At 61.5% G+C, this 25,005-nt stretch carries 23 protein-coding genes, 2 tRNA genes and 1 rRNA gene; 16 read left to right on the forward strand and 10 right to left on the reverse strand.

Going from position 1 to position 25,005, the window contains the following annotated elements; genetic code table 11:
- From LJE93_00730 to LJE93_00740, 3 genes are all read right to left on the reverse strand, one after another.
- Positions 1 to 138, reverse strand: a 16S ribosomal RNA gene (locus LJE93_00730); the annotation flags it as partial.
- Between the two features lie 648 nt (positions 139 to 786).
- Entirely contained in the window at positions 787 to 1,395 is a 609-nt protein-coding gene (gene purN, locus LJE93_00735; GenBank protein ID MCG6947429.1) for a phosphoribosylglycinamide formyltransferase, read from the reverse strand.
- A gap of 370 nt (positions 1,396 to 1,765) precedes the next feature.
- Positions 1,766 to 1,841: transfer RNA gene (locus LJE93_00740), tRNA-Phe, on the reverse strand.
- Between the two features lie 133 nt (positions 1,842 to 1,974).
- Here LJE93_00740 and LJE93_00745 point away from each other — a divergent pair.
- The 5 genes from LJE93_00745 to LJE93_00765 all read left to right on the forward strand — a co-directional run bounded on the left by LJE93_00745 (position 1,975) and on the right by LJE93_00765 (position 5,871).
- Complete coding sequence (locus LJE93_00745; GenBank protein MCG6947430.1) at positions 1,975 to 2,649, forward strand: MotA/TolQ/ExbB proton channel family protein; 675 nt, start codon at positions 1,975 to 1,977, stop codon at positions 2,647 to 2,649.
- Positions 2,650 to 2,771: 122 nt separating this feature from the next.
- Complete coding sequence (locus tag LJE93_00750; GenBank protein ID MCG6947431.1) at positions 2,772 to 3,182, forward strand: biopolymer transporter ExbD; 411 nt, start codon at positions 2,772 to 2,774, stop codon at positions 3,180 to 3,182.
- 5 nt (positions 3,183 to 3,187) lie between these two features.
- Entirely contained in the window at positions 3,188 to 3,919 is a 732-nt protein-coding gene (locus tag LJE93_00755) for a TonB family protein (GenBank protein ID MCG6947432.1), read from the forward strand.
- A gap of 4 nt (positions 3,920 to 3,923) precedes the next feature.
- Positions 3,924 to 5,219, forward strand: coding sequence for a hypothetical protein (locus tag LJE93_00760; GenBank protein MCG6947433.1), 1,296 nt, complete (start codon positions 3,924 to 3,926; stop codon positions 5,217 to 5,219).
- A 217-nt stretch (positions 5,220 to 5,436) separates the two neighbouring features.
- The gene (locus LJE93_00765; protein ID MCG6947434.1) at positions 5,437 to 5,871 is read left to right on the forward strand and encodes a hypothetical protein; all 435 of its coding nucleotides are present in this window, start codon (positions 5,437 to 5,439) and stop codon (positions 5,869 to 5,871) included.
- A gap of 281 nt (positions 5,872 to 6,152) precedes the next feature.
- Here the strand turns inward: LJE93_00765 and LJE93_00770 are convergent, their stop codons facing one another.
- Positions 6,153 to 7,454 (reverse strand): MFS transporter, encoded by a 1,302-nt coding sequence (locus tag LJE93_00770; GenBank protein ID MCG6947435.1) that lies wholly within the window; start codon positions 7,452 to 7,454, stop codon positions 6,153 to 6,155.
- 198 nt (positions 7,455 to 7,652) lie between these two features.
- On the opposite strand from LJE93_00770, the gene LJE93_00775 reads away from it, so the two are divergent.
- Complete coding sequence (locus LJE93_00775; protein ID MCG6947436.1) at positions 7,653 to 8,468, forward strand: metallophosphoesterase; 816 nt, start codon at positions 7,653 to 7,655, stop codon at positions 8,466 to 8,468.
- Between the two features lie 190 nt (positions 8,469 to 8,658).
- Here the strand turns inward: LJE93_00775 and LJE93_00780 are convergent, their stop codons facing one another.
- The 3 genes from LJE93_00780 to LJE93_00790 are packed head-to-tail and all read right to left on the reverse strand — an operon-like array spanning position 8,659 to position 11,666.
- On the reverse strand, positions 8,659 to 9,141 hold the full coding sequence (locus LJE93_00780) for a zinc ribbon domain-containing protein (protein MCG6947437.1): 483 nt from the start codon (positions 9,139 to 9,141) through the stop codon (positions 8,659 to 8,661).
- Complete coding sequence (hflX, locus tag LJE93_00785) at positions 9,141 to 10,457, reverse strand: GTPase HflX (GenBank protein ID MCG6947438.1); 1,317 nt, start codon at positions 10,455 to 10,457, stop codon at positions 9,141 to 9,143. Before hflX ends, LJE93_00780 begins: the two co-directional genes overlap by 1 nt.
- Positions 10,458 to 10,460: 3 nt before the next feature.
- Positions 10,461 to 11,666 carry an aminotransferase class III-fold pyridoxal phosphate-dependent enzyme gene (locus LJE93_00790; protein MCG6947439.1) on the reverse strand — a complete coding sequence of 402 codons (1,206 nt, stop codon included), beginning with the start codon at positions 11,664 to 11,666 and terminating at the stop codon, positions 10,461 to 10,463.
- Positions 11,667 to 12,088: 422 nt separating this feature from the next.
- Here LJE93_00790 and LJE93_00795 point away from each other — a divergent pair.
- The 8 genes from LJE93_00795 (at position 12,089) to LJE93_00830 (ending at position 19,870) form a co-directional block, all read left to right on the forward strand.
- A tRNA-Met gene (locus LJE93_00795) sits at positions 12,089 to 12,163 on the forward strand.
- A 54-nt stretch (positions 12,164 to 12,217) separates the two neighbouring features.
- Entirely contained in the window at positions 12,218 to 13,549 is a 1,332-nt protein-coding gene (gene tilS / locus LJE93_00800; GenBank protein MCG6947440.1) for a tRNA lysidine(34) synthetase TilS, read from the forward strand.
- The gene (locus tag LJE93_00805) at positions 13,533 to 14,048 is read left to right on the forward strand and encodes a hypoxanthine phosphoribosyltransferase (GenBank protein MCG6947441.1); all 516 of its coding nucleotides are present in this window, start codon (positions 13,533 to 13,535) and stop codon (positions 14,046 to 14,048) included. The genes tilS and LJE93_00805 overlap by 17 nt, the downstream gene beginning before the upstream one ends.
- A gap of 87 nt (positions 14,049 to 14,135) precedes the next feature.
- Positions 14,136 to 16,022 (forward strand): ATP-dependent zinc metalloprotease FtsH, encoded by a 1,887-nt coding sequence (ftsH, locus tag LJE93_00810; GenBank protein ID MCG6947442.1) that lies wholly within the window; start codon positions 14,136 to 14,138, stop codon positions 16,020 to 16,022.
- On the forward strand, positions 16,022 to 16,873 hold the full coding sequence (gene folP, locus LJE93_00815; GenBank protein ID MCG6947443.1) for a dihydropteroate synthase: 852 nt from the start codon (positions 16,022 to 16,024) through the stop codon (positions 16,871 to 16,873). Before ftsH ends, folP begins: the two co-directional genes overlap by 1 nt.
- Positions 16,870 to 17,679 carry a diadenylate cyclase CdaA gene (gene cdaA, locus LJE93_00820; GenBank protein ID MCG6947444.1) on the forward strand — a complete coding sequence of 270 codons (810 nt, stop codon included), beginning with the start codon at positions 16,870 to 16,872 and terminating at the stop codon, positions 17,677 to 17,679. The genes folP and cdaA overlap by 4 nt, the downstream gene beginning before the upstream one ends.
- Positions 17,676 to 18,356, forward strand: coding sequence for a hypothetical protein (locus tag LJE93_00825; protein MCG6947445.1), 681 nt, complete (start codon positions 17,676 to 17,678; stop codon positions 18,354 to 18,356). Before cdaA ends, LJE93_00825 begins: the two co-directional genes overlap by 4 nt.
- Before the next feature lie 185 nt (positions 18,357 to 18,541).
- Entirely contained in the window at positions 18,542 to 19,870 is a 1,329-nt protein-coding gene (locus LJE93_00830) for a phosphoglucosamine mutase (protein MCG6947446.1), read from the forward strand.
- An 87-nt stretch (positions 19,871 to 19,957) separates the two neighbouring features.
- On the opposite strand, the gene LJE93_00835 is transcribed toward LJE93_00830, so the two are convergent.
- Positions 19,958 to 20,761 carry an alpha/beta hydrolase gene (locus LJE93_00835; GenBank protein MCG6947447.1) on the reverse strand — a complete coding sequence of 268 codons (804 nt, stop codon included), beginning with the start codon at positions 20,759 to 20,761 and terminating at the stop codon, positions 19,958 to 19,960.
- A gap of 118 nt (positions 20,762 to 20,879) precedes the next feature.
- Here LJE93_00835 and LJE93_00840 point away from each other — a divergent pair, with 118 nt between their 5' ends.
- On the forward strand, positions 20,880 to 21,944 hold the full coding sequence (locus LJE93_00840; GenBank protein MCG6947448.1) for an Mrp/NBP35 family ATP-binding protein: 1,065 nt from the start codon (positions 20,880 to 20,882) through the stop codon (positions 21,942 to 21,944).
- An 8-nt stretch (positions 21,945 to 21,952) separates the two neighbouring features.
- On the opposite strand, the gene LJE93_00845 is transcribed toward LJE93_00840, so the two are convergent.
- Complete coding sequence (locus tag LJE93_00845) at positions 21,953 to 22,705, reverse strand: hypothetical protein (protein ID MCG6947449.1); 753 nt, start codon at positions 22,703 to 22,705, stop codon at positions 21,953 to 21,955.
- Between the two features lie 534 nt (positions 22,706 to 23,239).
- On the opposite strand from LJE93_00845, the gene LJE93_00850 reads away from it, so the two are divergent.
- Positions 23,240 to 24,478 carry a hemolysin family protein gene (locus tag LJE93_00850; GenBank protein ID MCG6947450.1) on the forward strand — a complete coding sequence of 413 codons (1,239 nt, stop codon included), beginning with the start codon at positions 23,240 to 23,242 and terminating at the stop codon, positions 24,476 to 24,478.
- A 197-nt stretch (positions 24,479 to 24,675) separates the two neighbouring features.
- Here the strand turns inward: LJE93_00850 and LJE93_00855 are convergent.
- The coding region (locus LJE93_00855) for a hypothetical protein (GenBank protein ID MCG6947451.1) at positions 24,676 to 25,005 on the reverse strand (330 nt) is incomplete at its 5' end.

The raw sequence follows: 25,005 nt of genomic DNA on the forward strand, positions 1-25,005 counted from the left end.
CCACCTCAAGGTAGATTACCCACGCGATACTCACCCGTTCGCTGCTCGTGTACCCCCGAAGGGGCCTTACCGCTCAACTTGCATGTGTTAGGCACGCCGCCAGCGTTCATTCTGAGCCAGGATCAAACTCTCCAGTTGAAAATTGTCGAACGTCGCGCCGAAGGCGCAACGGTCTATTCAAAGAGAGTTCTCATTACTCGAACTCATAGTGTTTCCGTCGCTCGATCCGAAGATCAATTGACAGAGGTCCGTTGGTTTCTCTCGATCCAGTTTTCAAAGAGCCTCATCCCGTGGCGGGCTTATCAATCTAGGTTATTCAGGGCCCGAAGTCAAGCATTTTTCAGCCCTCCGGCAGGCACCCGATCACCCACCCCAACGACGTTGGGGAGCGCAACCATACGGAAGTGCCAACCGGCTGTCAACCCCCTCCTGCGAGTTTTTTTCGATTTCCTCGAAAGACGAAGAAATCACCCTGCTCGGGAAACGAAATCGACTGCTGAAGAGGAAGAAAAGAAGGGGGAAGAGTTCCAAGGCAAGGAAGGCATGTCTTGGATGGAACTCTCGACAGGATGGAGGGCGCCTCGTTGAGAGGTCCTGAAACCCTTCCCCCGTGGAACCTGGTTTTCAAACGGAGTGATACCGCCTGGTATCACTCAAAGGGCCCGGAAGCTTTCCACCTTGCACTACGATCATGGAACGTCAGAGACGTTCACACAATCCCTCAACTAGATGGATTTTGCATGTTAATAGTAATCATTCCTATTAATGGATCAAAATTTGTACAAATCAATCAAAAACCACTCTTCGACCGACAATGCGCCACGGTTGGGTGAGCACCGCTCGGAGAGATTCCGGATAGGCGATGTGTTCTTCAATGAGAATCCGGGCAGCGAGACGGTCCGCATCATCATCGTCCAAGACAGGAACGCTACGCTGGACAACAATCGGGCCGTGGTCGAGCTCGAGGTCGACCAGGTGGACGGTGCACCCCGAAACCTTCACTCCATAATCCCAAGCCTGCTGCTGCCCGTGCAGGCCGGGAAACGAAGGGAGGAGGGCCGGATGAATGTTGAGAATGCGGTTTGGAAATGCGTCGACGAACGCCGCCGACAGCAGGCGCATATAGCCAGCGAGGCAGACCCAATCGACCGCCATTTGTTTCAGCCGCTCGACAATCGCGCGATCGTGATCTTCGCGTTTGGCAAAATCACGCTGAGACAGGACAGTGGTCTCCAGTCCGTGCTCTGCGGCCCACGCGATGCCCGGCGCATCCGCCCGGTTCGAGACGACGATCGCGACCTCGGCCGGGACCTCTCCAGTCTCGCAGGCCGCGACGATGGACTTCATGTTGGAGCCGGTTCCAGAAATCAATATGCCAAGTCGCGTGAGGGCCATGCCGGGATGATACTCGATGCTGGATGCTGGATGCTGGATGCTGGATGCTGGTTAGGATATTCGATTTTTGATGTTGGATATTCGTCTCTCTGGCGGTCAGTTGCTGAGAGATCGTTGGCGCCCCTGCCCCCTTGATCCCGATTGGCGTTTGGAGAAGGCCGCGCTTCAGACAGAAGCGCCAGGTGCCATCGTTTGCATCGTCGGGACCGACATACAAGGTCTCTTCGACGTCGAGGCCAACGATGCTAAAGGTGGCTCCTGATCGAACGGTGGGCAGGGCGCCAAATCCTCGTTTGATTGCGCCACGGGGACCGCGGATTTCCCCACACAATTCGGGGCGGCGCTCTCGGAGAGTGCCGCCCCGAATTGTTGGTGCCCAGGCGCGGAATCGAACCACGGACACGCGGATTTTCAGTCCGCTGCTCTACCGTCTGAGCTACCTGGGCACACCAGGTTCGAGAGTTATAGCGCGGGGCCAATCGGGTGTCAACAGAGGCTCGAGGTTCGATGGGGTGCCAGCGGTCACATTGTGACTACCACCGAAGCACAGATCTCGGCGAATCGCATACAATGCCCGCCGTGGAAATCGTCAAGTTCTTCCTGCAGACGGGTTGGGTGGCGAAGATCGTCCTCGTCATTCTCATCATCTTCTCTCTCGCCTCGTGGTCTGTGATTCTCGGCAAATGGCGCGAGCTCGCCGCGGCCAACCGCTCTTCCGAACGGTTCCTGAAGGTCTTCCGCGAGGCGGCCCGCCTCAACGAGGCGGCAGCGGTGGCGCCAAAGTACCGCGCCTCGCCGCTGGCCGCGATGTTCCAGGCCGGCTATACAGAGCTCGAGGCGCAGATACGGTCGGTTCGCCGCGACTCGGAGTCCGGAGCTCCTCTCAAGCTCAAAAGCCTCGACGGCATCGAACGGGCACTCGATCGCGCCATGGGGGCGGAGGCCGAACGACTTCAGCGTGCGCTGCCGATGCTTGCCACGACTGCCAGCGCCACCCCGTTCATCGGTCTCTTCGGAACGGTGTGGGGAATCATGAACACCTTTCACGCCATTGGCGCCACCGGATCCACATCCATCGTGACGGTCGCGCCAGGCATCGCCGAGGCGCTCGTCAACACCGCGGCCGGACTGCTCGCTGCGATCCCGGCGGTCATCGCCTACAACCACCTCCTCGCCAAGATCCGGATCATGCGGCGCCGAATGCTGGACTTCGAGCTGGAGTTCCTCAACCTGGTGGAGAGGAACTTCACATGATGAATTCGGAATTAGGAATTAGGAATTCGGAATGCCGCCCACCCACCCCCGGAATCACCTGGGGGAGGGGCGGGAACTCAAAACTCAAAACTCAAAATTCAAAACTCGAGGTGTGAGCGACGATGGCCGGGAAAGTCACCGAAGATCTTGATCAATTGGCAGAGATCAATGTCACTCCATTGGTCGACGTCATGCTGGTTCTCCTGATCATCTTCATCATCACCGCGCCGATGCTTGTCCAGGGTCTCAAGGTCAACCTGCCGAAACAGAACGCGCCGGCCCTCAATACTGACAGCGATGAGCCTGTGATCCTGACTCTGACGTCGGACGAGATCATTCTGTTGGGCGATGAACCGGTCCACATCAAGCTTCTGCCCGACCGGCTTGGTGCGATCCTTGGCGGCAGCCCTCGACCGGTCTACCTGAAGGCGGACGAGAACCTCCCCTACGGATTCGTAGTCCGCGTCTTGGCGGTGCTCGATCAGGTGGGGGTCGAGCAGGTCGGCATGGTGACCCATCCAGAGGGTGGCTAACCCGGATGGACCCGGTCACCAAGATCCTCGTCGACCGCGAGCGGTCACGACCCCGCCTCCTGCCGTGGGTCGTGCTCGCGATCGTCATGCACGCGGGCGTGGCAGCCGCCACCTACCTGGTCGGTCGCAGAGCTGCGGCCAGGCCGGTCCAGCTTCCGGTCGTCTCGGTCAAGCTCATTCGACCGCAGGTTCCGAGGACACGCCAATCCCGTAGCCGGCCAGAGCCCCGCGCCACGGCCGTTCCTCAACCGACCGAAGTGCCTCCTACCGCTGTTCCGAAACCTGAACCTGTTGCGACCGAGCTTCCGATAGAGGATGCCCCCCGACCGAGCGAAGATGCCATGCGTGAAGCCGACTCGGCTGCCACGCCCGCGCCAACACCTCCTCCCGCCCCCTCCACTGGCGGCGGCAGCGGACTGTCGGTGGGGGAGACTGCCGAGGGCGGCGGTTCGGGAATTCCAGCCGATTTTCACTTCACCTACTACGTCGAACGGATGCTGGCACTGATCGAGTCGCGCTGGTATAAACCAGCCGCCCCCCCGGGCACTCGTGCCAGGATTCAGTTCGTGATCCTGAAGAGCGGTCGGGTCGAAGGCATTCGACTCGAAGAGAGCTCCGGCCTGCCGAGCTTCGACCGCGCGGCCCTGAGGGCGATGTACGCGGCCAATCCACTGCCGCCCCTGCCGCCGGCCTACGGCAAACCGAGCCTGACCATTCACCTGAGTTTTGCGGAGTAACCATATGAATTTGTTTCGAATTACATGGATCGCCTGCCTCGCAGTAGCCGGTCTTTCAGTAATGCCATCACACGCCCAGGACGAGCTGTATCTCGAGATCACTCAGCCCGGCTTGCGCCGGGTCGCAGTGGCAACGCCACCGCTGATGGTGTTGCCAGGCACCCCGGCCGAAGCCGCTCGCGGGTTCCAGGAGGCCCTCGACAACGATCTGGCTGCTGCCGCGCCGATCGCCATCGTGGACCCGAAGCTCTATGCGCTGGTCGAAGACGACCCCCGGCCCGAGGTTCTCAACCAGAGATGGCGTGCGATCGGCGCACAATTTCTCCTCAGCGGCACCGTGGTGCGTGCTGGTGGACAGCTGGTCGTCGAAGCTCGCCTGGTGGATCTGGTCTCCGGCGAGTTCGCTTTTGCCAAGCGATATCGTGCCGGCATCAACGCCTCGCCAGTCGTCGCCCATACTCTCGCCAACGACATTGTCCAGGTCTTTACCGGCAGGCCGGGACCATTCCTTTCGCGAATCGGGTTCGTTTCGGACCGGGCCGGAGTGTCTGAACTGTGGGTGATGGACTGGAACGGCGATAACCCCAAGCAGTTGACAAAACACGGAGCGATCGCCCTCGCCCCGGCGTGGTCGCCGGACGGCAAGAAGATGGTCTTCACGTCATTCCTGCGGGGAACACCGGCTCTCTTCGCGCTGACGCCCCATGAGGGTTACCTTCGCCTGCTCTGGGACCAGGGAGGAGTGAACTCTTCCGCCTCGTTTTCGCCAGACGGGAAAAAAATCGCCTTCGCTTCGAGCGTCGATGGAAATACGGATATCTACACAATGCCCGTCGAAGGTGGCACTCCCCGGCGGCTGACAACGGCCCGCAGCATCGACACCCAGCCCGCGTGGGCTCCCAACGGCCGGCAGATCGCCTTCACGTCGACCCGCTCAGGCAGCCCCCAGATTTACCTCATGGATGCGGACGGCTCGAACGTACGGCGGCTGACTTTTGACGGCGGCTTTCATGATGAGGCCACCTGGTCGCACGATGGGACGCGCATCGCGTGCACCACCAAGGTCGGTAACCATTTCCAGATCGCGACCATTGACACCATCACCGGCCAAGAGGTGGTGATTCCGGGTCCCGGCAATAACGAGTCACCGTGCTTCTCGCCGGACGGATCGATGCTTGCCTTCGCCTCGGACCGCACCGGATCGCCTCAGATTTTCATCACCGACGCCGACGGCGTGCCGCACCAACTGACGACCGAGGGGACGAACCACTCGCCGACGTGGACGATGGAGGCGAAGTAGGAAGCTGGATGCTGGATGCTGGATGCTGGATCCTGGATGCTGGATGCTGGATCCTGGATGCTGGATGCTGGATGCTGGATGACTACTAGGTGGATTTACATCACGAGTTGTCGATAGCGGAGGGATAGATCGAGTATCCGGTATCTAGCATCTAGGATCTGGTGAGGGTAGTATCAGAGCATCGAACCCTCGATGAAGATCTCCGTGGAGTGAATTCATGAGCGACCGCAAATATAGACATCGCGGATACCAGGATGACGATCACGAGCGCGATCGTCAGCAACGGCAACGGCCGAAGACCGACGGCGTCAAGCGCTACGACGGTGCGCCGCGGGGTCGCGGAGTGGGGGCTCCGACCGCCGTTGCTTTCAAGTGCGCGAGATGTGGACATGACGCCGGTGACACCAAGGTCACCAAGGACACGATCTGCAGCTCGTGCGGCTCTCCGCTCCACTCGTGCTCGAACTGTAGTTTCTTCAACACCGGGGCCCGTTTCGAGTGCCAGAAGCCGATCGCGAAGCGGGTCGAAAGCAAGTCGAAGGCCAACGACTGCTCGTTCTTCAAGCCGAAGGTGGTGCGGGACCTCAAAGCCGCCCAGCCTGAACAATCGACCGACGCCCGTTCGGCGTTCGACGCGCTTTTCAAGAAGTAAAACTCAGGAGCGCCTCTCGTTTCGACGAGACAGGTGCCACTTTCACAATTGTCACCGGCGCGCTCGGGACTGCGGGGCGTCAAAGACAATTGTGAAGGTGGCACCGGTGGCGTCGATGCGGTTCGCGCACCTCACAGGAGGAAAGCCAGAGGTCAATTGTCATCGGCGCGCTCGGGATGGCAGGGCGACAACGACAATTGTGATGGTGGCACCGGTGGCGTCGACGCCCCAACGCGCGTCTCGTTGCTGTCGTCGAAGCGTTATCGCGCGAACCGAAGGAGCTACTCCTTCGAACCTCCTGCCGTGATGGTCTCCAGGCCGTGGGCATTGGGTCCGGTCTCCTCGCGTCGAAGCATCAGGGCAAAAAAGAGCGCGAGGAAGCCGAGGGTCGAGAAGATCCACATCCCTGGACCGTAGCCCATCGGGTTGGCCACGCTGGCTCCGAATGCGTCGTTCGTGCGGCCGATGATCCAATTCATCCCCGCAACACCGATCTGCTGGATCAGGGTCATCACTGCGTAAGCGGTGCCGAGGCGCCGTTCCTCTACGATATAGGCCACCGAAGGCCACATCACCGCCGGGACGAGAGAAAAGGCGACGCCCATCATGGTGATCGGCACCCAGAGCGGGGTCACGTGGTAGGCCATCATGACGTACACGGGCATCAGCAGGAAGGACCCGAAGGCCATGAAGAGCGCGCGTTTGCCCACCTTGTCAACCAGCAGGCCGAAGAGCGGCGTTGCCACCATCGCCGCCAACGGCAGCACGCTGTTGAGCTGGCCGGCCGCCTGGCGGGTATATTCCCAGGACTCAATGAAGAACTTGATAGAGAACGAGCGGAAGGGAAAGATCGCAGAGTAGAAGGTGACGCACAGCAGAACGACGAACCAGAACGATCTGCTGAACTTGAAGAGGTCCGAAATGACCAGCTTGTCCACGTCTCCGGCCTTGCCGAGGCCGAATCTGCGCGCCGCGATCTTCTCGAGCACCCCGTACAACAGGGCACTGCCCAGCACCAGGAGGCCAATCACGGCCGCCACCACAAGCGGGCCCTGCCAACCGTCGTAGGCGAACTCCGCCCAGGTCGGCGACCAATCCGCCGTCACCGAACCGAGCCGCGCAATCGTGAGATTGATGCCGAAGGCAAAGCTGAGCTCCTTGCCTTTGAACCATTTCGCGAGAGCCGTCGTGATGGCGACAATCAACGGTTCAGAGCCGACACCGAGGAGAAACCTCGCCACCAGCATGACTGTCAGATCGGACGACACCGCGTTGAGAATTCCGGCACAGGTGCAGATCGCCGCGAACAGGATGGTCGACTTGACAGTCCCGAAACGGTCGATGATCACACCGCCTATGAGAAGCACGATCACCGCCGCGATGCTGTAGACCGAGTACAGTGATCCGATGTTGGCGTCGGAGAACCCGAGATCGGATTTCAGGATGTCGGCGATCGGCGCGATCGAATCGTAGACGTAATAGTTGGCGAACATCGCCAGGCTGATCACGATCAGCACCACCCAGCGGTACATCGGCGACGGTTCCGGACCGATCGATTCGGCTGTGACCTGCGTATCTGCCATTCACGGCTCCTTTGGGCCGGCTCGAAGCCGGTTTAACTCCGCATTGACAAAGCATTGTAGCCGCGACCGCCGAGCCGGATGACTAGATCGCTGTTTGGTGTTATAATAAATGGACATTCCGTGGCGCCACGGCGACCGCGGTCGCCGGAGGGTTCCCGGATAGTGTTAACCAGAAGAAAATTCCTCAAGAATGCAAGTTTGACCGCAGCCGGAACGATGGGTTTCGGTGGTTACGGATTCGCGAACGCTCTCGATATGCCGGGGATTCGCCGCCAGCATCTCGAACTGCCCAACCTCCCGCTCCAGTGGGATGGCCTCCGGGTCCTGCAGATTTCAGATGTTCACGCCGGACCATATATGGACGTCAGCCGTATGACTCGGTTGCGGGACATGGCACATCACGTGAACCCGGACCTTATCGTGTTCACGGGCGACCAGATGGATCGGCGTGAGTCCGACGCCGAGCTTTTCGTACAGGGCTTTTCCGGGATCTCTGCACCCCTGGGAGTATGGGGCATCCTCGGCAATCACGATCATTTCATCGATCCCGCGATTTCGGAACAGGCCCTCGAGGCGGCCGGCATCCAGCCGTTGGTCAACAGCGCCGTGACCTTCGACAGAGCGGGGGGGGCCCTGGCGCTGGTCGGTGTCGAGGACCTGCAGGCTCGCGACGGTCGCGGTCCCGATTTTTCGGTGCTCGAAAAGTACCCGACGTGCTTCCGCATCTGCCTCTGCCACCAGCCGCAGGGATGGCACCGCGCGGCCGAAGCCGGAGCCCACCTCACGATCTCGGGCCACACGCACGGTGGTCAGATCGCCCTCACCGCCCGCAACCTCAGTGTGGCGCGTCTCAGTACTCGCTACATCGCAGGCCCGTACCGTCGCGAGGAGTCCTTCCTCTACGTCTCGCGCGGAGTCGGCGTAGGCGCGGTGCCGGTACGTGTCGGTGCCCCTCCCGAGATCGATCTGCTGACGCTGCGCACCGCTGCGGAGAGCTATCGGGTCGCAGCGTAGCCGACCCCCAAAGCGCCTACCACTTCGACGAGTCAGTTGCTATTCCTATGAGAACCGAGTCCTGCTTCGGCGAGTCAGGTGCCACCTGTCGCATTGTCATCGTCACTCGGCTGTCCCGAGCACGCTGGAGACAATGCGACAAGTGGCACCGGTATCGTCGACGCCTCTTGGCGCTTCTGATTGGAGGTAGCTACATCGGGTACAGGCCGCTGTCGCGGGTGGGCGGTGAGCCCGAAAAGCCACCACCGCCCTCGTCCCCCATCTCTTCCGCGAGTGCGTCTCCCAGCTCCTCCTCGACCTTCTCGGGGTCCTCTCCGGCCTCCAGCCGCCGTATCATCTCTTCCATCGCAGGAGTCACCGGCTCACCAGCAATCTCGGTCATCTTCCGGACCGCTGCCGCCATCGCCCGCGGGTCGTTCTCGTCCATGTGTTCCAGCTCGGAGGCGAATCGCATCATCTCGGCCTCGATTCGGGGATCCTCGAACCCAGCGCCGGCTGACCCCTCGTCCGTCATCGACGCTTTCGGCCGCTTCACACCGAAGCTCGAGGGCACCCGCCGCAGATCGGCGTCGCCACATTTCGGGCATTCCGGGATCTTGTCCGTCTGCGCTTTGAAGGAGTGAAAGCTGTAAATCCGGTTGCAGGTCGAACAGAGGAATTCGTAGATCGGCATCAACCACCTCCCTCACTTTCGCCGCCCTTCCACCCGTGGACCCGGTAGGCTTCGAGCCCCTGGTCTGCCAAAGAGCGGGCGTCGGCTCGTACGGCCAACTCGACCGTTCCGTCGTCGAACCGCCTCGCGAGCTGGTGCGGCATCGCCACCGCCCTTCGTACCATCTCCGCCTCTGCGAGCGGCACCCGCAGGATCGCAACATCCGGCGCCGAAAGCAAGCACCGGCGGATGGCGGTCCGGAGCTCGGCAACGCCGTCGCCTCTGAGCGCCGAGACTGCAACCGATGATCTGAAGAATCCCGGGGCCCTTTCCACAGATGAGCCGAGAAGGTCGCTCTTGTTGCGAACAACGAGCGTGCTTTCTCGCTCGACGCCGAGGCCTTCGAGCACCTCCTGTCCCACCCGGAGATGTTCCTCCCAGCCGGGATGGGAGGCGTCGACCACATGGAGCACGAGGTCGGCGCCGGTTGCCTCTTCGAGGGTCGACCGGAACGGTGCCACGAGATCGTGCGGGAGTTTGCGGATGAAGCCCACCGTGTCCGTGAGGACCGCCGTCACGTCCTCTCCGAGCGCCACCCGCCTGGCGCGAGGATCGAGGGTCGCGAAGAGGCGGTCCTCGACCAGCACCTCGGCCCTCGTCAGGCGACGGAACAGCGACGACTTGCCGGCGTTCGTGTAGCCGACTATAGCTACCGTCGGAATGTCGCTTCGCCGTTCCCTGCGCAGCCGGCGATCTCGTTCGATGACCGCGAGCTTGCCACGTAGCTGGGCCATGCGCCGGTTGATCAGGCGGCGATCGATTTCGAGCTGGGTTTCGCCGACACCTCGGGTACCGATGCCGCCGGCCTGCCGCGACAGGTGGCGCCAGCGCCGTGTGAGCCGTGGCAACAGATAGCTGAGCTGAGCAAGCTCGACCTGTGTCTGGGCCTCGCGGCTTCTGGCGCGCAGGGCGAAGATGTCGAGGATCACTGCCGCGCGGTCGAGCACCTTGACGTCGTCAGCCATTTCGCTCTCGATGTTACGGACCTGCGAGGCGGTCAGGTCCTCATCGAAGACGACCGACGCGATTTTTTCCTCCGAGCATCGATGGGCGATGCGCTGAAGGAAGCCCGTACCCACCAGAGTCGACGGCGCGATTTTCGGCCTTTCCTGCACCTCTCGACCGACGACCTCACCGCCTGCGGTAGCGACCAGCTGTTCCAGCTCGTCCAGATGTTCCTCTACAACCGGGCGCGGGACGCCTGGCACCGCGAGACCGACCAGCAGGGCCCGCTCACTACCAGTAATATCGGTTTCAGGGGCTCGGGTCGGGGTCATTGCCTACGCAGAATCCACCTGTTCGAGATTCTGCAGCGCCTTCTCGCATGCCGCCAGGGTTTCCTCGATGTCTTTGGCACCATGGGTGCTGGAAACGAAGGCCGCCCGTCCCGGCTCGCGAGGCACCAGGATACCTTCTGAACGCAACAGAGCGGCGAGCTTTCGGTATCCATCCTGATCGGACGCATCGAGCCCCGCCCGGTCTACCACCGGCTGGTCGGTGAGATAAACCGCGAAAACGGATCCGACCCGATTGATCGTCATGGCGCGCCCGAAGCGATCCGCCAGCTCGAGAAGACCTTCCACCAGTTGACCAGTGCGTTTCTCGAGCTGCTCGTAAACGGCGTCGTTTTTCAGGATCGAGAGAATTGCGTCCGCCGCACCGAGCGCCACCGGGTGAGGGGTCGGCAGACGGTCGAACCCATCCAGCGGCGGCTGTGCGTCGCGGAACGCGATGGCGCCAATCGGGAAGCCTCCACCCAGGGCTGCACCGTAAACTGCGGCGTCCGGAATAACGCCGGCTCGAGCCGAAGCCCCGCCTCGATGGACCCGGAAGCCCGCCACACGCTCGTCCATGATCAGCGGCACACCACTGTCATGGCACGCTTCGGCGATTTCCTCGAGTACGCCCTCGGGCGGCGGTACGACACCGAACCGACCCATCAAAGGGTCGAGAATCAATGCGGCCAGCTTCGAGCTTCCACTGGTGATCGCGGCAATAATCCTCGCCACGTCCCAGCCCCGGACTTCGCGAAACGGTCCGGCCTCATCGCCGGTAAGTCCCACCGACTCCCCGACCCTTAACGGCGCACCTCCGTCGAGCACCAGGAGTCGCTCCTTGCCCGTCGTCTGGCGCGCCCAGTGAAGGACATGCCGAAAGGCATCGTCTTGGCTGCGGCAGAACCACCAGTTGGTGACCCAGGGCAGAAAGCGGTTCAGGGTGTTGGCCAGTTCGACTTCCTGCGGCACGTGGAATCCCTCTGGCACGCCCCCGTTGAGGACCTTTCGTACCGCGTCGAGAACGAACTGGTTCGCAAACCCGACGATGGTGGCGCCGCCCGCCCCGATGTAATCGATATAACCCACGCTGTCGACGTCGAAAACTCGTGGTCCCTCGGCCTTGTGGGCGACCATGGTGCGATCGGTTCCACGACGAAGCGCTGGAACCGAGTCCGCTTTCTCAATCAGTTCGTCGTATCGTTGGCCCATCTGGATTAGCTGTCCTTCTCGTTTGGCTCGCCATCCGTCTCGCCGTCACCCCAGTAAAAGAACCCCCGGCAGCGGGTGCTACAGAAAGTCCGACCGAAGTCAAGTTTGGCGCAGAACTCGCAGCACTGCTCTTTACAAATGAAACAGACTTGTATCGCACCCTCCGGCACCTGGACGCCGCACTGTGGGCACTTCACCATTTTCTCTTCTTGGTTTCCGAACTCCATTGTTCGAGTATATAGCCGCCAACCAACCGTGGTGGACAATTTGCCGACAACCGGAGAGGTCTCAGGTAGCCCGCCTCCGCCCCTTGAGAAAGCCATCTCGGGCTGAACTGAGCCCCGGCCTAGCGAGAACCGTGGAAAGTAGGTGATAGGTGCACGCTAGACGCCGTAACCGACTGCCGCTATAGTACTCGGTCGGGCGGTGTAGCTCAGGGGTAGAGCAGGGGTCTCATAAGCCCTGTGTCGGTGGTTCAAGTCCACCCACCGCCACCAATTCAGGCCGGTTTTCTCGTCGAGCAAACCGGCCTGAATTGGTTAAGATAACGCATGCCCCTGGCTGATTTTGCCAAACACTTCCAGGCCACCTTTCCAGTAATGGTGGGCCAACGGATACTGGTGGCGCTGTCGGGCGGTGCCGACTCGACCGCTCTGCTCCACCTCTTGCGGGCAAGGGACCTCGCGCTCGACCTCGAAGCGGCCCATGTCCATCACGGGGTTCGCGGTGAAGAAGCGGACGATCATGCTTCTTTTTGTAAATCTCTTTGCGCAGAGCTTTCGATTCCATTTCATCTCCTCCGCATCGACCCTCGTCCACCCCTGAGTTCCGGGCGCGAAGGCACTTGGCGGCAACTTCGCTACCGGGTTCTGGAGCAGCTCAGAAAAGACAGCAATTTCAAAGCCATCGCCACCGGTCATCACCGGGACGACGTTGCCGAGGGCGTGCTCGTCCAACTTCTTCGCGGAGGAGGGCCGCGCGCTCTTTCCGGAATAGAGGCATCGTCCGCAAACCTCATCATCCGGCCCCTTTTGCCGTGGTCGCGCGAGGAGATCCGCACCTGGCTCGACGAGCGCGGCGCTGAGTGGAGAGAGGACAGCTCGAATCTCGACCTTGGTCACCTTCGGAACCGCGTCCGGCACGATCTGTTGCCCGGCTTCGAGTCGGTCAGCCCGGCGATCCGTGGTCACCTGCTTCACCTAGCCCAAGCGTTGGCGACGGACGAGGCCTATTTCGCGCGCGAGCTCGTCGCTCGCGCCCGATGGATCGATCCCTGGGACCCGGACGGTGGCGTGCCTGAGACCGTGATTTATGCACTGCCTCCGCCTCTCCGGGTTCGGTGGCTGCATGCCCAGGCCGCACGCATCGGATTGCACCGGGTCAGCCGCCGCCAGGTGGAGTTGTTCGGGCAGCTGATCGACAAGGGACATCCGAGAGCGATCACCCTTGGTGGCCGCTGGGCGCTCCGTATCGCTCGTGGGCACTTGTGGCTCGAACCGCCAACCCGCTTCGATGGCTTCGATTATCGTCTCGAGCCCGGCTCGACGGTAAGCCTCCCGATCCCCGGCTGGCAAGTCAGGGTCGGAAGCCCTGCTGGAGCCCAGACGGGGATCCGCTGGTCGAAACCGTCGCGCCCCGGTTCAGAGCTGCGAGTCCGGAACATCGATCCGAACGATCGAGTCGAGGTCGACGGTGAGTTGGTGCGAGCGACGAAAATCGTCGCTCGTCGGCTGCCTCGACACCTGCGAACAGTTTGGCCCGTATTCTGCGAAGATGATAGAATTTATTGGATTCCGGGTGCGTGGCAGGGCCCGATTTTCGAAGGCCGTGAAGGCCACGTAGTGGAGGTGGTGCGTCGTGAAAAACATGCGCGTTGTGTATAGCGCCGAGCGCATCAACGAGCGTCTCAAAGAGGTCGCCAACCAGATCGCGGAAGACTATAGCGACCGTGAACTCATTTTGGTCGGCATGCTCAAGGGAGCCGCGTTTTTTCTTGCCGATCTCGCACGGATGATTCCGCGCCCGGTGGATTACGAGTTTGTTGCTGTCACCTCGTCGATCGGTGCACACGGGGAAGTCGTGAGCCTCACCTTTGCGACCCAGGTGGACGTCTCGGATCGTCACGTTCTCGTGTTGAAGGACGTGTTTCACTCCGGCGTGACCGAGAACTACCTCATCACCCACCTCAGCCAGCAGAATCCGGCCTCGATGGAGGTCGCGGCGCTGGTGGACAAGCCGCAACTGAGAAGTGTCAATCTGAACGCAAAATACGCGGTGTTCGACGATGCGCCAGATGGTTTCCTCGTCGGCTATGGTCTCGGACCGGGCCACGGAGAGCACACCAATCAACCGGATCTTTGTGTCAGCGACGAAGAAGGCTGAGGGTCGTCACTGGGAACAATACCGGAGGGGGAGAGCGTTCTCCCATAAGCCCCGTCTCAAGAGGCGGGCGCTGGAGGACAATTTAGAGTGAATCAGACTGTACGAACCGTACTGATGTGGGTCGTCATCCTGGTCGGTGTCCTGCTGATCCTGCAGGTCCTCCGGGGATACGAAACCCCGAGCCGCGAAATACCGTTTTCCGAGTTCCTCGATAGAGTCAACGACGGACAGATCGAGAGGGTCTTGATCAAGGGGAGCGAGATCTTCATTCGCACGAGCGATGCGGCAGATGACACGGGTACCAGCCCCCGATACGATCTCTACACCTACAACCCGGGCTATGACGATCTGATCAACGATCTGCGGGCGCAAAACATCGAGATCAAGGTCGAAAAGCCGTCCGACGGTCGAATGCTCACGGCGCTTCTTTCGTGGGCTCCCCTGCTCATCCTGGTGGCCCTGTGGTTCGTCTTCTTCAGACAGATGCAGGCGGGTGGCACCAAGGCGATGTCCTTTGGCAAGTCCAAGGCTCGTCTCCTGAATCCCGACCAGAAGAAGGTGACATTCGCGGACGTTGCCGGAGTCAACGAGGCGAAGGAGGAGCTCGAAGAAATCATCGAGTTCCTCAAGGACCCGAAGAAATTCCAGCGCCTCGGCGGGAAGATTCCCAAGGGCGTGCTGCTCATGGGCTCGCCCGGAACCGGCAAAACCCTGCTCGCAAAGGCCGTAGCTGGCGAGGCCGGGGTGCCCTTCTTCTCGATATCCGGATCGGATTTCGTCGAAATGTTCGTCGGGGTAGGCGCTTCCCGCGTTCGCGACCTCTTCGAGCAGGGCAAGAAAAATGCCCCCTGCATCATATTCATCGACGAGATCGATGCGGTCGGACGGCATCGCGGCGCAGGTCTCGGGGGCGGTCACGACGAACGCGAGCAGACGCTCAATCAGCTGCTGGTGGAAATGGACGGATTCGAGTCCAACGAAGGGGTGATTCTGATCTCTGCGACCAACCGGCCGGACGTGCTCGATCCCGCGTTGCTTCGACCGGGCAGATTCGACCGGCGAATTGTCGTCAATCCGCCGGATGTCAAAGGCCGCGAGGGGATCCTCAAGGTCCACACGACGGAGATTCCGCTCGCGTCGGACGTCGACATGGCCGTCATTGCCCGCTCCACTCCAGGCTTTTCGGGCGCCGATATCGCAAATCTCGTCAACGAGGCCGCCCTGCGTGCCGCGCGCGTCAACAAGATGAAGGTCGATATGGCGGATTTCGAGTTCGCCAAGGACAAGGTCATGATGGGAACGGAACGCCGTTCACTCGTAATGTCGGAGGAGGAGAAGCGTCTCACCGCCTACCACGAAGCGGGCCACGCACTGGCGGCCGTGCTGGTGCCGGAAGCCGATCCACTGCACAAGGTAACCATCATCCCCCGCGGCATGGCTCTCGGCCTCACTCAGCAGCTACCGCTCGAGGACCGCTACACCTATCCGCGCACCTACCTGGAGGCCAATCTGAAGGTCTTGATGGGCGGCCGGGTTGCAGAAGAAATCGCCTTCGGGCCGGAGCGCATGACGACCGGCGCCGGGAACGACCTCGAGCGTGCCACCGAGCTCGCGCGCAAGATGGTCTGTGAGTGGGGCATGAGCGAAAACATGGGTCCGCTGACCTTCGGTAAGCGCGAGGAGTCGATCTTCCTCGGCAAGGAATTCGCGCGCCACCAGGATTACTCAGAGGCGACGGCCGTACAGATCGACGAGGAGATCAAACGGTTCATCGACACCGCCTACGACGGTGCAAGGGATCTCATCGAAGGCAACGGGGAAGCCCTGAAGGCAATCGCCGCAGCTCTTCTCGAACACGAGGTCCTCGATGGCGAGAAGATCTACGAAATACTCGGAGAACACTCCGACGTCGACATCGAAGAGATCAAGAGACAGAAACGCCGAGCCGAGAAGGAGGTTTCGGAATCAGTGTGATGGAGAAGCCCGAGCGGCAGCCGAGCCGCCTCGATCGGTTGTGGCATCGACCACAACCGCTTGTCATGGGCATTCTCAATCGAACTCCCGATTCATTTTTCGACGGCGGCCATCATCTCGATCTTGAAGATGCCGTTCTCCATGCCGAGGCTCTGATCGGAGACGGCGCCGACATCATCGACGTCGGCGGCGAATCAACGCGCCCCGGGGCGACCACGATCGATGCCTCCGAGGAGCTGAGCCGCGTGCTGCCGGCGATCAGCGAAATTCGCAGACGTTGGCCGGAGTGCCTGGTGTCGGTCGACACCTCGAAGGTGGAGGTCGCCGAGGCCTCGCTCGCAGCCGGGGCGGATCTGGTCAACGACGTCACCGCGGCATCCTCGCCGGGCATGCTCGAGCTGGTTGCACGATCCAGAGCTGGCATCGTATTGATGCATATGCGCGGTCAACCGAGAATCATGCAGTCCGACACGACCTATGTCGACGTGGTCGGCGAGGTGCACGAATACCTTCGGAACAGGGCCGCCGCTGCGGTCGCCGCCGGCATCCCCGAGGACCGCATATGGCTCGATCCCGGGATCGGATTCGGCAAGGACAATGCGGGGAATCTCGCGCTTTTGGCGGCACTTCCCGATCTCGCCACCCTCGGCCACCCGGTGCTGATCGGTCCTTCGAACAAGAGCTTTATCGGACGCCTGTCGGGCGCCGAGATTGGCGAGCGTCTCCCCGGAACGTTGGCCGCGCTCATCCCCGCGATCCACCTCGACCGTGTAGTGATTCGAGTGCATGATGTGGCAGCCGCAGTTCAATTTCTCCGAATTGCTTCGCTCATTGAAGAGGCTTCGGCATGAACTGGCTGCTCGGCATCCTCCGCGAGATCACCGACCTTCAGGTCTCGATCGCGGACGTCGCCGACATCCTCGTCGTGGCCATTCTGATCTATGCTCTGCTGGTCCTTCTTCGCGGATCGCGGGCGATGCAAATGCTATGGGGCATCGTCATCATACTCGGGCTCTACATCGTAGCCCTGTCGTTCAATCTGATCACCCTTTCCACCATTCTCTCGAGTCTTCTCGGGTTCCTGCCGATCGCCATCATCGTTCTGTTCCAGCAGGAGATACGTCGCATGCTGACCGCGTTCGGCTCGACAGCCGCCTTCCGATGGGGCCGCAAGCCGGGAGAAGGGCCAGTTGTCCTCAACGAGCTCGCCCTGGCGGTGCAGGCCCTTGCGTCACGTCGTATCGGAGCGTTGATCGCGATTGAGAGGCGTGACTCGCTCGCCACCTGGATCGACACCGGCATCCCGCTCGAGGCCCGGTTTTCATACGACCTGATGCTGAATATCTTCATTCCCGGGACGCCCCTCCACGACGGTGCAGTCATCATTCGTGGTGAGCAGATCCTCGCGGCATCGTGCTTCCTGCCGCTGACGACGCGGCACGAGCTCTCGACCGAACTCGGCACCAGGCACCGCGCGGCCATCGGTTTGACCGAGGAGTCGGACGCGCTGGTGATCGTCGTGTCCGAAGAGACCGGCACGATTTCGCTCGCGGTAGAGGAACAGCTCCTGCGTCCGCTCGATGAGACCACCCTGAGAAATGCTCTCGCCGAACACCTCTTCCAGACCCGCGTTCGCCAAGAGGAGGGCAAGGCGTGACCCTGAGGCCCAGGTATCCGTTGCAGTTCCTCGTCGCACTGATTGCCGCGTTTCTACTGTGGTACGCGTTGGCCGCCCAACGAAGCGAAAACATTTCAGTTCGCGGCGTCAAGGCGCACCTCACCCTGGTCAACATTCCGAGGGATCTGGTTTTGACATCGAGCGTTCCCGATACAGTTTCACTTCAGCTCCGCGGCGCCTTGACTCGTGCTCTCGGCACCTCGAATCTTCCAGAGGTCCTGCTAGATTTGTCCGACGCGCGACCCGGCATCAACTCGTATCCGATCAACGCGAGCGATATTCCGTTGCCAGCCGAGGTCGAAGTCGTCAGCATCGACCCCCCGGCCATCACGCTCGAGTTGGAGCGCCAGGAAACTCGCCAGGTGCCAGTGGATCCGTCAGTTACCGGGGTACCGGCACCAGGTTTCGTGGTCGGCGAGGTCCGCGTGACGCCGACTCAGATCACCGTCCAGGGGCCCGAAAGCCTGTTGATGGCACTGACACACGTGGATACGAGTCCGATCTCGATCGAGGACGCGGCTGGACCGGTCGAGGCCCTGGTCGAACCCCTGCTGCCGGACGCCCTTCTGCGCGCTATTGGCCTGGGCCCGATCGAGGTCGTCGTCGAAATCGTGCCCGAGAATCCTCCGGAAGAGGAGGAGATCACCGACGAGTAGCTCTCGGCAATCAGCTGACAACTGATAAAATTGGATGTTGACGTCGAAGGAGCATCTCTCCTGTTGTGAAAGCACAGGGTTCGTGATCAAGGAACCGTCATCAGGGCAGGGGAACGGCAAATGCCAGGAGCTGACGACTGATTGGCGAAAGATCCGACAACATTACATTGGAGCAAAGGAAGAACATGGACGGACTGTTCGGAACCGACGGAATTCGCGGGCGAGCGTACGAACCGCCGCTCGACGAAAACACCGTACGCCGACTCGGTGTCGCCCTGGCTGAGGATCTTGCCCTCCTGCATTCGACGCCGAGAATCCTCCTCGCTGGTGACACGCGGGCCTCGACCACCGATCTCGCGAGCTGGCTCGGATCGAGTTTCCGGGCGGCCGGTGGGGAGGTCACCTGGGCCGGAGTGCTGCCGACCCCGGCCGTCTCCCATTTGCTCGCGCAGGACGATTACTCGGCCGGAGTCGTCATTTCGGCCTCTCACAACCCCGCCGACGACAACGGAATCAAAATCCTCGGTCCCGAAGGCGAGAAACTGGCCGACGAAATCGAACGGCACATCGAGAGCCGGATCGAAGAGGTGGAGGCAACACCTGGTCCGCCTCTCCCCGCCGTAGACCGGTCTCTCAGCGACCGCTACCTCGATCTCCTGGCGGCCAGCCATGCGACGGTTCATCCGCTCGCGGACCTCCATATCGTGGTTGACGCGGCGAATGGTGCGGCCTCCGGCTTCGCCGGACCCCTGCTCGAGAGCCTCGGAGCCCGAGTGAGGATGATCGCATCCGAACCCGATGGACATAACATCAACGCCGGCTGTGGTGCGACAGCTCCTCAGATGCTCGCGGAGACCGTTGTCGAGTGTGGTGCGGACGGAGGGCTTGCTCTCGACGGCGATGCGGACCGTGCTCTTTTGGTTGACGAAAGCGGTTCGATTCTCGACGGCGACGACATTCTCTTTGCGTGGTCCCGAAAGCTCCAGTCCGACAACAAGCTGCCAGGAGGCCGGGTTGTAGCAACCGTGATGAGCAACTTCGGCCTCGAGCGAGCCCTCGACGACGCCGGGATGCAAATGATCCGCTGCGCGGTCGGTGACCGAGAGGTCCGGATCACGATGAAGGAACGGGAAGCATTGCTCGGCGGTGAGCAGTCGGGGCATGTCATCTGCTCGCATTTCAGCGTGTCGGGCGACGGCCTCCTCACTGGCACGCATGTCCTCGCCATCGCTGCGGAACGGGGGATTCCCGTTTCCGGCCTATCCGACCTCGTTCGGATGCCGCAGGTTCTGATCAATGTTCCAGTGTCCCGCAAACCGCCATTTTCGGAGCTCGCGTCCGTATCGCGCGTGCTCGACGAAAGCGAGCGTATCCTCGACCATCGGGGGCGCATCCTGCTTCGTTACTCGGGTACCGAGCAGCTGGCGCGGGTGATGATCGAGGGTGAGAACGACGACGAGATTCAGACCCTTGCCAACCGAATTGCCGAGGCCATCAGGTCGGAACTTTCGTAGCGTTCAACGTTTGAACGTTCCGACCCGACCTCCCCCGTACCATATTCACAACGTTGAACGGTTCAATGTTTAAACGTTTTAACGTTCTCACGTCTCCTTCGCCATCTCGATGATGGTCTGGGCGACACGATCAGGTTCCTCGAGAGGGAGCAGGTGGCCACAGTCTTGGAAGAACTCGAGGCGGGCATTCGGAATGTTCCTTCCAGCCTCCTCGGCATAGGCGCGAAACCCCGGAGTCTCATGATCGCCAGCGACCACGGCGGTCGGTACGCCAATTTCGGCCAGTCTCTCGGGGACCGTCCAGGAGCGTTCGACCCGATCCCTTTCGGTTGCCAGGTACTCTGCACCAGGGAAGTCGCGGTTGATCACTATCGCCGCCTCTCGCACGCCCGGCTTCGAGAATGAGAACTCGAACAGAGGACTGGACATCCACGGCCCGAGCATCGCCGCCTCGATGCCTTCGCTCCTGGCCACCCGGGCAACCTCTCGCAAATTTTCCATGAACGCGTCTTCGAACGGCCGGTCCGGCATCACTGGCGAAATCAGTATCAGGCTGTCGATTCGATCCGGCATCGTCAGCACCATCTCCAGGGCCACCGCCCCTCCAATCGAATGCCCCACCACAGCGGCGGATTCGACACCAGCGGCATCGAGCACTGCCGCCATGTCCGCCGCGTGATGGCTGGTGTGGTAACCGGAGTCGGAGCGGGTGCTGAGGCCGTGGCCCCGCAGGTCGGGCCTCAGGATTCTGAAACCGGCGTCGAGCAGCGTCGGAACCACGGAATCCCACGTGCGACGGTCAGACGTGTGACCGTGAATCAACAGCACCGGCAGACCGGATCCCTCATCTTCGTAATGGATCGTGACATTACCGTTCTTGGCTCGGGGCATGTGGCCTCCCTTAAACGACATGATTGTAGTCCCCCTTCGGGATCGGGATCGGGAACGGGATCGGACACCGGATGGGTTACACTCTCTGACCGGTGCCAGTCGGCATCGAGGAGGATTCATGGCCCTGACCCAACAGACAATTCTCGAAAAACTGCACGAGATCGCAGCCCCCGGGGGACGGATGAGCCTGGTCGAAGCTGGCGCCGTGCGGGGCATCGAAGTGGACGGGTCATCCGTCAAGGTCGTCCTGGCGGTGGAGGCACCGGATCCGTCCGTCGCCGGAGAAGTCCGATCCGCGGTGGAAGGGGAGCTCGCCCAGATCGAGGGTGTCGAGAACCTGGAGGTCACCGTTCACCCCCTGCTGGCAACGGTCCAGCGCGGGCCCGGAGCGAACCCCGAGCCGCCTCCAGACTGGTCCGACAAAATTCCCGGCGTGAAGCGCGTGATTGCCGTCGCCTCCGGCAAGGGAGGCGTGGGAAAGTCGACGGTTGCAGCAAATCTCAGCCTCGCCCTCGCCAAATTGGGCCACGCGGTCGGCCTGCTCGACGGAGACATCTATGGCCCGTCCCAGCAAATGATGATGGGGGCAACGGACGATCCGATCGGCGATGCCGAGGGCAAAATCCGGCCGGTGACCTCTCCCGGTGGCGTCGACGTCATGTCATTCGGATTCCTGGTTGATCCCGATCAGCCCGTTATCTGGCGGGGGCCAATGCTGCAGAAGGCCCTCGAACAGTTCATCGGCGATGTCGAGTGGGGCGACCTCGATTACCTCATCATAGACCTGCCGCCCGGCACCGGCGATGTGGCGTTGACGCTGTGCCAGAACGTCCCAATGGCCGGTGTGGTGATCGTCACGACTCCGCAGGATGTCGCTCTCGTCGATGCCCGCAAGAGCCTCCACATGTTCAAAAAGCTCGAGGTGCCGGTTCTCGGGATCGTCGAGAACATGAGCGCCTACACCTGTCCCGAATGTGGGCATGTCGAGTCGATCTTCGGGTCCGGAGGGGGCGAGCGCACCGCAAAGGAGCTTGGAATCCCGCTCCTCGGGTCCGTACCGCTGGACCCGGCGGTGGTTGTCGGCGGAGACGGCGGCAAACCGGTCGTTGTCGACCGCCCGGATTCTCCTACTGGAAAAGCGTTTTCCGAGCTGGCGCAGGCCGTTTCCGAATTGACGAGTTAGGATGCAGGCTAGCCCCCGGTGTAGGTCATGACGATCGAGGTCATCCCGTCTCCCTCGGAGTGGATGATCGCGACGACGTTTCGGTCCTCGTCGTCGTTGTCACCGTTGACCATTCCACCCTTATTCTCTGCCTGGGTGTAAGCGTTGGTTTTGACCTCGAAGCCCGCGCTCTCGAGTGCCTCCTGGTAGAACCGGATCACTTCCTCGACCGAGGCCGAGGTCTCGATTTCGAATCCACCGGTGATCCGCTCTCCCGTGCGCATGCCGTGCCGGTTTTTCGGTTCTCCGCCCGGGAAGATCGGCACCCATTCCGGCACTTCATCCGACACCGCCTCTCCGGTCGCGAAGACCACCCCACCTTGCTCGTCAGTCACCTTGATCGTGCCGGACTCTTTCGCCTCGCTGGCATCGAAGGTGATCTCACCCTCGTCGGTTGTGAAGCTGAGCTTCCCCTCGGTGATCTCGTCGTAGTTCACCGTGATCACTTCCCCGGTCTTGGTGTTGCGGACCGTGATCGTCCCCGCCTCGTCATCCGACGAAACCTCTTCAAGGTCCGGGCTCGCCTTGATGATGCCGCGCGCAATGGTTCCTGCCGGGTTCTCCTCGAACTCGGCAATCGTGTGCTTGGCCTTGTTGGCAACGATGTATCCACCGATCATGGTCGCGACCGCTACCAGGATCATCAGAGCCCCGCATCCAATTCCAATCCACGCCCAGGCCGGAAGGCCCTGTTTCGCATGTGCCTGCTGACCGTTGCTCATACCGACCTCCCCCGGCGTTCCGCACCGCTTCCTTTTCGTCAGTAGGGGGAAGGATATCACCGCTCGCTCGTCGCATGCCGGCTCGACGGGTTCCCCCACCCACCCGCCCACGGCGACGCGGCAGAGGGAGGCGTCCCGGGAACCTTTATGTCATCGGATCATGCCGTATGGCCGATCGGCCGTACAGCCGTCGAGCCGGGGCGTCGGTGGAACTCCGGGATTTTTCAGGCTACGATTGTTGGTAGTGGAACCCATCTGGAGAGTCGAGCCAGCCCGTATTGTCCATGATGATTCGTGGCGAAAGGCGGGAGGCGCAAGCGTGGCGGTGTTCTCGAAAGACGAGCGAGCGGAGGCGTACTCGTGGTACGTTACGGCGCGCCTTCAGCGCTTGTGTCTCACCGCCACCAGCGCGTGTGCGATAGGCTCGCCTGGTGACGAGCCTTCGGCCACATCGCGCTGTTGTCGGCGGGGAGAGCGAGCGAATCGAGAAAGCGCCGCCGCGCGCAGCGCATCGCGTCTTGCAGTAGAAGAATCATGAATAATGCGGGCGTAGATACTGACATCATCGCAGTCATTCTCTGCCTGCTGGGTTCCGGGTTTTTCTCCGCCTCCGAAACCGCACTCACATCCCTCCCCGTGACCCGGCTCGAGGCCCTACGTACGCGCTCCGGGAAGCTCACCCGCGCAGGACTCGATCGCTGGGCGTCGGCTCCGCAGGACCTCCTGATCACGATCCTGGTCGGCAACAACCTGGTCAACGTGCTCGCTTCGGCCCTGGCAACCAAAATCGCCTACCGCTACTCGGAAGACAGCGGTTTGGCGATCGTCGTCGGTCTCATGACCCTCGGCATCCTGATCTTCGGAGAGATCACCCCGAAAACTCTCGCCCAGCGCCACGCTGAGGCCATCTCGCGCAGGGTCGTGCCCATTCTCTACGTCCTCGACCTCTTGCTGACTCCGGTCAACAAGGTCCTCGGTCTCCTCGCGCGCCTCCTTTCCAGAGGCGAGGGCCCAGAACTTCCGGTGACCGAGGACGATCTCCTGTTCATGTTGCGCCTCGCCCACCGCCATGCTCATCTGCCGAGAGACAGCCGACGGATGATCGAGTCGGTGCTCCGCTTCCAGCATGCAATGGCGCGTGAGGTCATGGTGCCGAGGCCGCTCGTGTCGACCGTCGACCACTCGTGGGATCTGCAAACCCTGGAGGAAGCAATCGTCGAGACACCGCACAGCAGGTTTCCGGTGGTTTCCGGATCGCCTGACCAGATCGAAGGCGTGCTCCACGCCAAGCACCTCCTGAGATTGGAAGGTGGGAGACCCTGGACGGACCTCGTGGTGCCAGCGGTCTTCATTCCGGAGACCCGTTCGCTTCCCGATCTGCTCCAGGATTTCCGCCGGTCCGGACAACACGTCGCACTGGTCCTCGACGAATTCGGCGGTTTCTCCGGACTGGTTACCCTCGAAGACATTCTCGAGCTCGTGGTCGGTGAGATCGAAGACGAGTTCGATCTCGGCCACGAGATCGCTGTCGAGGCGGATGGTGGCGGCTGGCGAGTCGCGGGCCACCTGTCGATGAGGCGGCTCGAATCGATTCTCCACCGCAACATCTCACAGCCCGAGGACGTCGATTCGGTCGGCGGGCTGATCGCTCACCTGGTCAATGGTGACGCCGTCGAAGGCACCGTGACCAAGTGGGATGGGCTGCGCCTCGAGGTCGAAGAGGTCGAGAACGGGCGTGCAAAGCGCGTGCTGGTGACGAAGGCTGAGCCGTGATCCGTTCCGGATTTCGTATTTCGCCCGGCCGCACAGATCCTTCGACTCCGCACCCCTTCGGGGTGCTTCGCTCAGGATGACATTCTGACGGGGCTCGTCGGACGGGCCCGTCATCATGTCATTTCGGATTTCCCAACCACACCCCCGGAGAACCGGGAGGTCGGGTGGCATTCCTAATTTCTCATTCCTAGCCCAGACTATTCATGAGGGTTCGTCGCGAGGGCGGCGAGGTGCTGTGGCCAGTGGGGTTTGCGACCCGAGGGGCGCGCAGGCGTACTTGACGGTACGTCGAGCACCCCGAGGCGAGAAAACACCTTTGGGTGCGGCACATCGCCGGTCGCAGCAGAAGCTTTATGAATAGTCCGGGCTGGTTCGAGAGGCGGCGGCTTCGAACCACTCAGAACCGTCATGCCGAGGATCTTGTCGCCCACTCTGAGCGCTGTCAGCACGTCGCGTCCGGCCACGACTTCGCCGATGTTCGTGTAGTGACCTGTCAGGTGATCGGCCGGGAGGAGGGTGAAAAAGAG

The sequence above is a fragment of the Acidobacteriota bacterium genome, assembly GCA_022340665.1.
GTDB lineage: Bacteria > Acidobacteriota > Thermoanaerobaculia > Thermoanaerobaculales > Sulfomarinibacteraceae > Sulfomarinibacter.

Bases quoted from the DNA above. Each gene is read 5' to 3' on its own strand.
- purN (MCG6947429.1), bottom strand. From the start codon at position 1,395: ATGGCCCTCACGCGACTTGGCATATTGATTTCTGGAACCGGCTCCAAC.
- LJE93_00750 (MCG6947431.1), top strand. From the start codon at position 2,772: ATGGCCGGGAAAGTCACCGAAGATCTTGATCAATTGGCAGAGATCAAT.
- LJE93_00755 (MCG6947432.1), top strand. From the start codon at position 3,188: ATGGACCCGGTCACCAAGATCCTCGTCGACCGCGAGCGGTCACGACCC.
- LJE93_00760 (MCG6947433.1), top strand. From the start codon at position 3,924: ATGAATTTGTTTCGAATTACATGGATCGCCTGCCTCGCAGTAGCCGGT.
- LJE93_00765 (MCG6947434.1), top strand. From the start codon at position 5,437: ATGAGCGACCGCAAATATAGACATCGCGGATACCAGGATGACGATCAC.
- LJE93_00770 (MCG6947435.1), bottom strand. From the start codon at position 7,454: ATGGCAGATACGCAGGTCACAGCCGAATCGATCGGTCCGGAACCGTCG.
- LJE93_00780 (MCG6947437.1), bottom strand. From the start codon at position 9,141: ATGCCGATCTACGAATTCCTCTGTTCGACCTGCAACCGGATTTACAGC.
- hflX (MCG6947438.1), bottom strand. From the start codon at position 10,457: ATGACCCCGACCCGAGCCCCTGAAACCGATATTACTGGTAGTGAGCGG.
- LJE93_00790 (MCG6947439.1), bottom strand. From the start codon at position 11,666: ATGGGCCAACGATACGACGAACTGATTGAGAAAGCGGACTCGGTTCCA.
- tilS (MCG6947440.1), top strand. From the start codon at position 12,218: ATGCCCCTGGCTGATTTTGCCAAACACTTCCAGGCCACCTTTCCAGTA.
- LJE93_00805 (MCG6947441.1), top strand. From the start codon at position 13,533: ATGCGCGTTGTGTATAGCGCCGAGCGCATCAACGAGCGTCTCAAAGAG.
- folP (MCG6947443.1), top strand. From the start codon at position 16,022: ATGGAGAAGCCCGAGCGGCAGCCGAGCCGCCTCGATCGGTTGTGGCAT.
- cdaA (MCG6947444.1), top strand. From the start codon at position 16,870: ATGAACTGGCTGCTCGGCATCCTCCGCGAGATCACCGACCTTCAGGTC.
- LJE93_00830 (MCG6947446.1), top strand. From the start codon at position 18,542: ATGGACGGACTGTTCGGAACCGACGGAATTCGCGGGCGAGCGTACGAA.
- LJE93_00835 (MCG6947447.1), bottom strand. From the start codon at position 20,761: ATGCCCCGAGCCAAGAACGGTAATGTCACGATCCATTACGAAGATGAG.
- LJE93_00840 (MCG6947448.1), top strand. From the start codon at position 20,880: ATGGCCCTGACCCAACAGACAATTCTCGAAAAACTGCACGAGATCGCA.
- LJE93_00845 (MCG6947449.1), bottom strand. From the start codon at position 22,705: ATGAGCAACGGTCAGCAGGCACATGCGAAACAGGGCCTTCCGGCCTGG.
- LJE93_00850 (MCG6947450.1), top strand. From the start codon at position 23,240: ATGAATAATGCGGGCGTAGATACTGACATCATCGCAGTCATTCTCTGC.